Raw genomic sequence first — 8,341 nt, 5'->3', positions numbered from 1 at the left:
GCTGCGCTGGGTGCGCAATGCTGACACCAGGCAGGGCGCTCGTTGGCGGGCATCGCGATTCTTCGAGTTCGCCCGGGAGCTTGCCGGGGAGTCGGCTCTGCTCGAACCGGTTCGCAAAGCGCTGAATACGTTTCAGGAGCATTTGCCGAGAATCCTACGGAGATGGGACTCCCTGCTCTCAAACGCACGGCTGGAAGGACTCAATGGCCTCTTCCAGGCCGCCCGTTCGCGGGCCAGAGGCTACCGGAACGTGACCACTTTCATCACCATGATCTACCTGATAGGGGCACCCATCGCAGATCTTCTGAACGGGGGATTTCCACAGTAAACGTCGAAGACCCTTAAATCTTCAAAGCATTCGTCGATCAAGGATTTGGCGTCTTTGGGGGCGTGTGCTGATCTGCTCGATTTTGTATTGGCTTTTTTGTCTTTGGTCATAGTGGATTCTCGTGTAAAATGTCATATTTTGAATATGATGTCTGTTGCGTGCGGATAAGTCAAGCTTGGGTATGCGATTAGTATGTAGGTAATAGTGTTGGCGATAGAAGGCCGCCGGACTCACGTCCGGCGGCCTTCTTCATTTCGTTTTTTCAGCAGATGCTACAGCTGCCCCAGCTTCTTCTTCGCCTCGCGTCTCCTGGCGTGCAGGATGGGCTCGGTGTAGCCGTTGGGCTGCGCCTTGCCCTTGAACACCAGGTCGCAGGCGGCCTGGAAGGCTACGCTGTCTTCGAAGTTGGGGGCCATGTTGTGGTACGCCGGGTCTCCCGCGTTCTGGCGGTCCACCACGGCGGCCATGCGTTTCAGCGTCTCCAGCACCTGCGCCTCGGAGCAGACTCCGTGCTCGATCCAGTTGGCCAGATACTGGCTGGAAATGCGCAGCGTGGCCCGGTCTTCCATCAGGCCCACGTCATGGATGTCAGGCACCTTGGAACATCCTATCCCCTGTTCCACCCAGCGCACCACGTAGCCCAGGATGCCCTGGGCGTTGTTGTCCAGCTCGCGCTGGATTTCTTCAGGCGTGAGCGTCCCCGCCTGCATGAGCGGGATGGTCAGCAGGTCGTCAAGTTTGGCGCGGCTTTGCCCGACCATGCCTTTCTGCACGGCCATCACGTCCACGAAGTGGTAATGCATGGCGTGCAGCGTGGCCGCAGTGGGGGAGGGCACCCAGGCGGTGTTCGCGCCGCTCTTGGGGTGGCCGATCTTCACCTCGACCATTTCGGCCATCATGTCCGGCTTGGCCCACATGCCCTTGCCGATCTGGGCCTTGCCGTGCATGCCGCAGGCCAGGCCGCTGTCCACGTTCCAGTCCTCGTAGGCGGAGATCCAGCGGGCCTTGCGCATGGCGTCCTTGGAGACCATGGGTCCGGCGGCCATGCTGGTGTGGATTTCGTCGCCGGTGCGGTCCAGGAATCCCGTGTTGATGAAGATGAGGCGCTCTTTGGCCGCGCGGATGCACTCCTTGAGGTTCACGGTGGTGCGCCGTTCCTCGTCCATGATGCCGACTTTCATGGCATTCTTCGCCAGCCCCAGGGCCTCTTCCACGGCGGCGAACAGCTCACAGGTGAAGGCCACTTCCTCGGGGCCGTGCATCTTGGGCTTTACGATGTACACCGACCCGGCCCGGCTGTTTTTGAGCTTGCCCAGGCCCTTCAGGTCATGGATGGCCAGAAAGCCCGTGACCATGGCGTCCAGGATGCCCTCGGGGATTTCTTTCCCGTCCATGGTGACGGCGTCGGTGGTCATCAGGTGGCCGACGTTTCGGATGAGCAGCAGGCTGCGGCCCGGCAGGCTGAAGGTCTTGCCTCCTGGGGAGAAGTAGGCCCGATCGGGGTTCAGGTGGCGTTCAACGGTCTTTCCGGCCTTGGAGAAGCTGGCGGACAGTTCGCCCGTGAAAAGCCCCCAGATGTTGGCGTAGGCCTGGGCCTTGTCGGTGCCGTCCACGCAGGCCACGGAGTCCTCGCAGTCCAGGATGGTGGTCATGGCCGCTTCAAGCACCACGTCCTTGACCCCGGCGGGGTGGTCCTTGCCGATGGGGTGGGCGCGGTCGATGCGGATCTCGCAGTGCAGGCCGTGGTTGGCCAAAAGGATCACGTTAGGCTCGGGCGCGCCTGCGTACCCGGCGAACTGCTTGGGGTCAGCAAGGGTGGTTGCGCTGCCGTCAGCCAGGGTCACGGCCAGCGCGCCGCCGGACACGGCATAGGCCTTGGCGCCAGCGTGGGAGCCCTTGGCCAGGGGGAAGGCCTTGTCCAGGAACCCGGCGGCGTAGGCCACCACGGCAGCCCCGCGTCCGGGGTTGTAGCCGATGCCTTTTTCGGTGCCGGGCGCTTCGGGGATCACGTCCGTGCCGTAGAGCGCGTCGTAGAGGCTTCCCCAGCGGGAGTTGGCCGCGTTCAGGGCGTAGCGGGCGTTGGTGACGGGCACCACCAGCTGCGCGCCGGGGATCGTGGCGATCTCCGGGTCCACCCCGGCGGTCTCGATGGAGAAGGCCGGGCCTTCCGGCACGAGATAGCCGATCTCTTTCAGAAATTCCTGATAGCTGGCCGCGTCGTGGGGCTGGCCCTTGCGCTCGGTGTGCCAGGCGTCGATCCTGGCCTGGATGGCGTCGCGCTTGGCCAGCAGTTCACGGTTCTTGGGGGCGAGGCGGGACAAGACGTCAGCGAGTGAATTCCAGAATTTTTCCGGGGTGATGCCGGTTCCGGCGGCGGCCTTGTCGATCAGGTCCGCCAGGGGTTTGGAGACATCCAGCCCAAAGATGGTCAAGCGTTCATTCATTGTATGCTCCTTGCCGAGAGGTTGGTTGCGTCTGTGGTCCAATGGCCATGGGAGGTGCGGTCAGTAATCGGCGAAAATGGGGCCTGCGTCGTGGCCGAGCTGGGCGGAGACAGCCCGGGATGCGTCGAGCAGAAGAGCGGCCAGCTCCGGCAGCCGGTCCAAGGGGAGCCGGGCGCTTGGACCTGAGATGCTCATGGCTCCTGCCACGGCGGGTCCGGCCTGAAGGATGAGAGCGGCCACGCAGCGCACCCCGGCTTCCATCTCTTCGTCATCGACGGCGTATCCGGTCTGGCGAATCGTGCGCAGTTCCCGCAACAACGCGTCCGGCTCCATGATCGTGCGCGGCGTGTGGCGCTTCTTGTCTACCTTGGCGAAATACTCCAAGGCCGCCTCGTCGCCAAGCCAGGCCAGGAAGGCCTTGCCCACCCCCGAGCAGTAGAGCGGCACGCGAGCGCCTACCCGGGTGAACATGCGCAGCATTGCCCTGGTGTTGGCTTCCTGCTCCACATAGACCACTTCGCCTGCGTCGAACATGACCAGGTTCACTGTTTCACCGCTTTTCTCCATGAGGCGGCGCATGTGCGGACGGGCTGCGATGACGATATCCAGGTCGATGCGGACCTTGGCCCCCAGTTCCAGGAGCTTGAGCGACAGGTGGTATTGTTTTGTGGCTGGGTCCTGCCGGACGTAGCCGCACCGGGCCAGGGTGGCCAGAATACGGTGGATGGTGGAGGGAGGCATGCCCGTTTGCTGGGCAAGTTCCTTGACGCCCGCCCGGCTTCGTGCGCCGAGGGTGTCCAGGATGGCGAGGGCTTTGTCGAGTGAGGTCACGGCGTCGGCTCCCTGATTGCCGGTGATTCCATAATGTGGAATCCGATGCGCTGTATTTGGAATCATACGGTGGAACCTGCGCGGTCGTCAAGGTTTGCCCGGAAAGGTCATGACGGCATCGCCTTGGCCAGGTCCGGTCGTGAACTGTTTCACTCCCCTTGCCCTCCGGGCGGCATGCCCGTATCTCACCGCAATATTCCGGGCCTGCCGCCATTCGAGGAACCTTGCATGCATCCCATGAACTTCAATTTTCTCTGCTCCGGTCAAGCGGCCCCCGTTGGCCGGAGCGTGGGCGTTATCGGGGCCGGGCCGTCGGGCCTGGCCGCCGCCGGACACCTTTCCTGCCTGGGCTACCAGGTCGAGGTATATGACAAGCTGCCCAAGCCCGGCGGGCTGATGCTCTTTGGCATCCCCGGCCACCGCATCCCGCGAAGCCGCATCGCCGAGGCCACCCGGCGCATGGAACGCGAGCACGGAGTGATTTTTCATCCGCAGACCAAGATTTGCTGTTCCGCTCCCATGTTCGAGGAAGAGGGCGACCATTTTTGCAGGGAAGTGCTCGGACTCAAGGATCTGGTCATGCGCCACGACGCCATCATGATCTGCACGGGTTCATGGAAATCCCGCAAAATGGGCATCGAGGGGGAACAGCTCCCCGGAGTGGTCTCCGGGCTGGAGTTTCTGTTTCCGATCCGGGCTGCCCGCTACGCGTCCGCCAAGGTGCGGACCCCTGACGTGAAGGGCAAGACCGTGGCCGTGATCGGGGCAGGCCATTCGGCAGTCGACGCGGCCCACGGAGCGGTTCACCTGGGGGCGTCCAAAGTGGTCATGCTGTATCGTCGCACGGCGAAGGAAGCGCCCTGCGGCAGCTACGAGATCGACCGGCTCAAGGAAATGGGGGTGGAGTGGCTGGAGAAGGCCGCGCCTGCCAGGGTTTTGGGTGGGGATCGCGTGGATGCGCTGGAATACCTCCGGGATGGCGAGACGCTCAGCGTGCCCGTCGATCTGGTGGTGGCGGCCATCGGCGAAATCGCCACCCCTCCGTTCGCGAAGGAGCTCGGTCTGGAGGAGGTGCGCAAGGGCGAGGTCCATTGGCTCCACATGACGGCCATCGAGAACGTGTTCGTGGCGGGCGACGCGCTTACGGGGCCAAGCAAGATAGGCAAGGCCGTCTATTCCGGTCTGCGGGCCGCCCGGTCGCTTGGCAACTGGCTTGACCTGAAAGCCCAGGACCGCCTGGAAGAATACGCCTACGACGACCTCGTCGCCCGCGACGAGCGCAATTTCAGGAAATGAGCCCAATGAAGACGCTCTACATCGATTATTCGAAGTGCATCGGCTGCGAAACCTGCGAATTCGTTTGCCGTTTCGTGCATACCACCCCGCGCATCATGATGACCCGGACAGCGGAAGGGGTCATGATGCCCTTGTACTGCCGCCACTGCGAGGACCCCAACTGCGCCAGGGTTTGCAAGCGGGGAGCCATAACCAGGGACGGCGACGGGGCGATGGTCCTGAAACCCCTGCTGTGCCGGGGCTGCGAAGGGCGCAACTGCATGCTGGCCTGCCCCTACGCGGCCATGTTCGAGACGGACAAGGGCGTGATGCTGACCAAGTGTGACCTGTGCGCTGAACGGCGGTCCCGGGGGATGGAACCGGCTTGCGCCGAGATGTGTCCGTGCGGGGCCATAGCCTGCGTCGACGCGTCGCTCCATGCTTCGCTGGCCACTCCGGAGGCGAGGGAGGCCGAAGAGCGTGTGCTCAGGCACATAAGGCCGCCGAAAGGCTGATCGCGGCCCGCACCCGGATCAGCCTGGAGCCGGGGTGATTTCCCGTGCCGTGGGCGGAGGCGGAGCCTGGGAACCGGCGGCTCCTGTCAGACGCGCCCCAGGAGCTTCAGGATGACCTGCAGGATGCAGTCGAGGTCCATGCAGGGCTTGTTGAACACCTGCTCCGGGCCGATATCCAGTCTGGCCAGTTCGGCGGGGAGCTCGTAGTTCCAGGAACCGGTGTACACCAGGAATTTCAGGCCGGGGTTGAAGGCGTGCGCTTCGGCGATGAACTGGTTGCCGGTCATGCCCGGCAGGCGGATGTCCACGGTGCAGAGGTCCACGCGCGCGCCGGAGCGCAGCAGGTGGAGGGCCTCCTCGCCGCTGTTGGCGGCGATCACGGCAAAGCCCGTGTCCTCGAAATAGTCGCGCAGGCTGTTGCGCAGCAGCAGCTCGTCGTCCACGATGAGGATGGTGATGCCGGTTCCGGGTTCGCTGTGGGCATCAGACATGGTCGCCGGTCCTCCCTCTGGGCAGCCGCACCGTGAAGCACGTCCCGTGTCCCGGTTCGGAGTCCACCCGCAGCGAGCCGCCGTAGGAGTTGGTCACGATGAAGTAGGTCACCGAAAGCCCCAGCCCCGTTCCCTGCCCCACCTGCTTGGTGGTGAAGAACGGTTCCATGATGCGCCTGCAGGTCTTTTCGTCCATGCCTGGGCCGTTGTCCTCGATGTCCACCCGGATCTGGCTGTCCTCCACGCCCGTGGTGAGGCGGATGTGGGGCGTCTCGTCTTTGCCGTACTGTTTCGTGCCCATGGCCTGGGCCGCGTTCTTGATGATGTTCAGGAACACCTGGACGATCTCGGTTTCGTCGAAATAGCCGCCGGGGTTCGTGGGGTCGTAGCGGCGTTCGATGGTGATCTTGCGCAGGTCGTATTCCGTCTTGAGATCGAAATCACCCTGGACCAGCTCCAGGGCCTTGTCCAGGATGGAGGCCATGCTCACCAGCGTGCGCTGGGCCTGGCGCGGGCGGCTGAAGTTGAGCATGCTGCGCACGATGCGCGCCGCGCGGTGTCCGGCTTCCATGATGTCCTGGATGTAGACGTCGATGCTGCGGTCCCTGATGTAGCGGTTAAGGCCCTCCAGCGTGATTCCGGCGTCCATCGCGGCCTGCTCGTTGGCCGCGAGCCCGGCGGAGAGCCTGCGTTGTGCGTTTTGCGCGGCGTGCACGATGATGCCCAGCGGGTTGTTGATCTCATGGGCCATGCCAGCGGCCAATCCCCCAAGCGACATCATCTTTTCGGACTGGACGACCAGGTCCTCCATGCGTTTGCGCTCGGTTATGTCCGAGAACACGGCGATGCCCGCGATTATCCTGCCGGACTTGTCGCGGATGGGGCTTGAGGACAGCAGCACCCAGGATTCCTGGCCGTCGGCCCGCCGGATGCGCATCTCCTGGTTCTCGATGGACACCCCGTGCAGCACGGCCTGGGGCAGGGGGAGTTCATCCATGGCGTACGGGGTCCCGTCCGGGCGGTGGCAGGTCCAGGGGAAGGCCTCCTCAAGCAGGTAGTTCATCTGCCCCGCCTGAAAGTCCGGGATGCCCAGAATCCGCCGGGCAGCCGGGTTGGCCAGGGTGAGGGTGACGCCCGGCATCTCGGCCACGCCGATGCCCGTCGGGCTGTGCTCGATGGCCGCGCTCAGGAAGGCCTTGGTCTTCTCCAACTCCCGCTCCGCGCGGTTGCGGGCCAGGATGGTCACGGAGAGGGCGGCGATGGCAGCGGCCATGACCACCATGCTCCCCAGCACGAAGGGTATGAACTCCTTGTACTGGCTGAAAATCGTGACCGGCTCGTTCAGCAGCAGGCTCCCCTTGGGCAGCCGGGACGTGTCGATGCCGAAACGCTGCAACTGGGTGTTGTCGAACAGCAGCTGTGTGGGCGGCGTCTTGAGCACGGGGGGGGAGTGTTCGCCGTCCAGCACGCGCATGGCCATGCGGGCAGCCTCGCGCCCCTGGAGCTTGCCGGACAGGACGCTCCCGCCCACTGCGCCCTTGCCCACCAGGAAGTCCCACATCACGAATACCGGGATTTCACACCCTGCGGAGAGCAGATCGATGGCGAAATCCGGGAAGATCCTGCCGGAGCGGTCCCGCCCGAAGGAGCCCAGCAGCAGGATGGTGTCCTTGGCCGAGTCGCCGCCACAGGCCGCCAGAGCCTCCTCCAAGGTGGCATTGTCCAGCACGGACAGCTCAAGCCGACCCTGATGTTTCCGGGCGGCTCGCACCATGTCGGCCTTCTGGGCCGCGCCGGTCTCGGTGTTCTCCACCAGGATCAGCGCTTTCCTGGTCTGGGGAAGAACCGTCAGGGCGACGTCCAGCGTCCCGGCGACGTCCACGTCCTCCAGCACCCCGGTCACACCGTCCTGGCCCGCGATCATGGAGTCAGAGAATCCGTTGATGCCGCAGAACACGATGGTCGCGCCCATGAACATGTCCTGGCGGTACTTCAGGGCGAACTCCAGGGCGGCGTTGTCCGACACGATGACCACCCCGAAACTCTTGCCTGCGTACTTTCGCAGGAGAGACTGGTAGACGCTTTCCCGGTTGTCTTCATCGGGGAAGCGTTTCCAGTCCAGATATTCGACGTATGGCTCGAAATTGGGCGCATGACGCCTGAATTCGGAGAAGATGCCGCTTTGAACCTCGTCGGTCCAGGGGAAACCGGCATGATAGGAATGGAGAACCAGAACCCTGTCGGAGTACTCCGGCAGGGTGGCGCACCATGAAGCGGAGGCCGCCAAGGCGACAATCAGCCCGGCAAGCAGTCCGACATGGAGCGGAGAGAGCCTTTTCACGGTGTCCGGGGCCTCGTTAGAGTTCACGTGGAACGATATACGTTCGCCACGCTAACCGAACGCCATATCATGGGCAAGTCATTCTGTTCCCGCTGCGTAGCAGGGGCGCAGTCCGC

At 63.7% G+C, this 8,341-nt stretch carries 7 protein-coding genes; 3 read left to right on the top strand and 4 right to left on the bottom strand.

The window, feature by feature from the left end; genetic code table 11:
• Nucleotides 1-328 (top strand): transposase (locus G453_RS0115545; protein ID WP_027191795.1); only part of this gene is annotated, 328 nt, incomplete at its 5' end.
• Between the two features lie 272 nt (nt 329-600).
• Here the strand turns inward: G453_RS0115545 and G453_RS0115540 are convergent.
• On the bottom strand, nt 601-2,772 hold the full coding sequence (locus tag G453_RS0115540; RefSeq protein WP_027191794.1) for a malate synthase G: 2,172 nt from the start codon (nt 2,770-2,772) through the stop codon (nt 601-603).
• Between the two features lie 60 nt (nt 2,773-2,832).
• Nucleotides 2,833-3,603: an IclR family transcriptional regulator gene (locus tag G453_RS0115535; RefSeq protein WP_051272497.1), complete on the bottom strand. Its 771-nt coding sequence runs from the start codon at nt 3,601-3,603 to the stop codon at nt 2,833-2,835.
• Nucleotides 3,604-3,831: 228 nt separating this feature from the next.
• Here G453_RS0115535 and G453_RS0115530 point away from each other — a divergent pair, with 228 nt between their 5' ends.
• Together G453_RS0115530 and G453_RS0115525 are read left to right on the top strand one after the other, a co-directional pair.
• Nucleotides 3,832-4,899: an FAD-dependent oxidoreductase gene (locus G453_RS0115530; protein ID WP_027191792.1), complete on the top strand. Its 1,068-nt coding sequence runs from the start codon at nt 3,832-3,834 to the stop codon at nt 4,897-4,899.
• Nucleotides 4,896-5,393, top strand: coding sequence for a 4Fe-4S dicluster domain-containing protein (locus G453_RS0115525; protein WP_027191791.1), 498 nt, complete (start codon nt 4,896-4,898; stop codon nt 5,391-5,393). The genes G453_RS0115530 and G453_RS0115525 overlap by 4 nt, the downstream gene beginning before the upstream one ends.
• Nucleotides 5,394-5,479: 86 nt before the next feature.
• Here the strand turns inward: G453_RS0115525 and G453_RS0115520 are convergent, their stop codons facing one another.
• The gene (locus G453_RS0115520) at nt 5,480-5,884 is read right to left on the bottom strand and encodes a response regulator (RefSeq protein WP_027191790.1); all 405 of its coding nucleotides are present in this window, start codon (nt 5,882-5,884) and stop codon (nt 5,480-5,482) included.
• A complete protein-coding gene (locus G453_RS26540; RefSeq protein ID WP_156920965.1) occupies nt 5,877-8,225 on the bottom strand; it encodes an ATP-binding protein in 2,349 nt (782 codons plus the stop codon). The genes G453_RS0115520 and G453_RS26540 overlap by 8 nt, the downstream gene beginning before the upstream one ends.
• Nucleotides 8,226-8,341 lie beyond the last annotated feature (116 nt).

Source organism: Fundidesulfovibrio putealis DSM 16056 (assembly GCF_000429325.1).
In the GTDB taxonomy this organism is placed as follows: Bacteria; Desulfobacterota; Desulfovibrionia; order Desulfovibrionales; family Desulfovibrionaceae; genus Fundidesulfovibrio; species Fundidesulfovibrio putealis.
The sequence above is the reverse complement of the archived record's forward strand: the minus strand, read 5'-3'. Positions and strand labels throughout refer to the sequence as shown.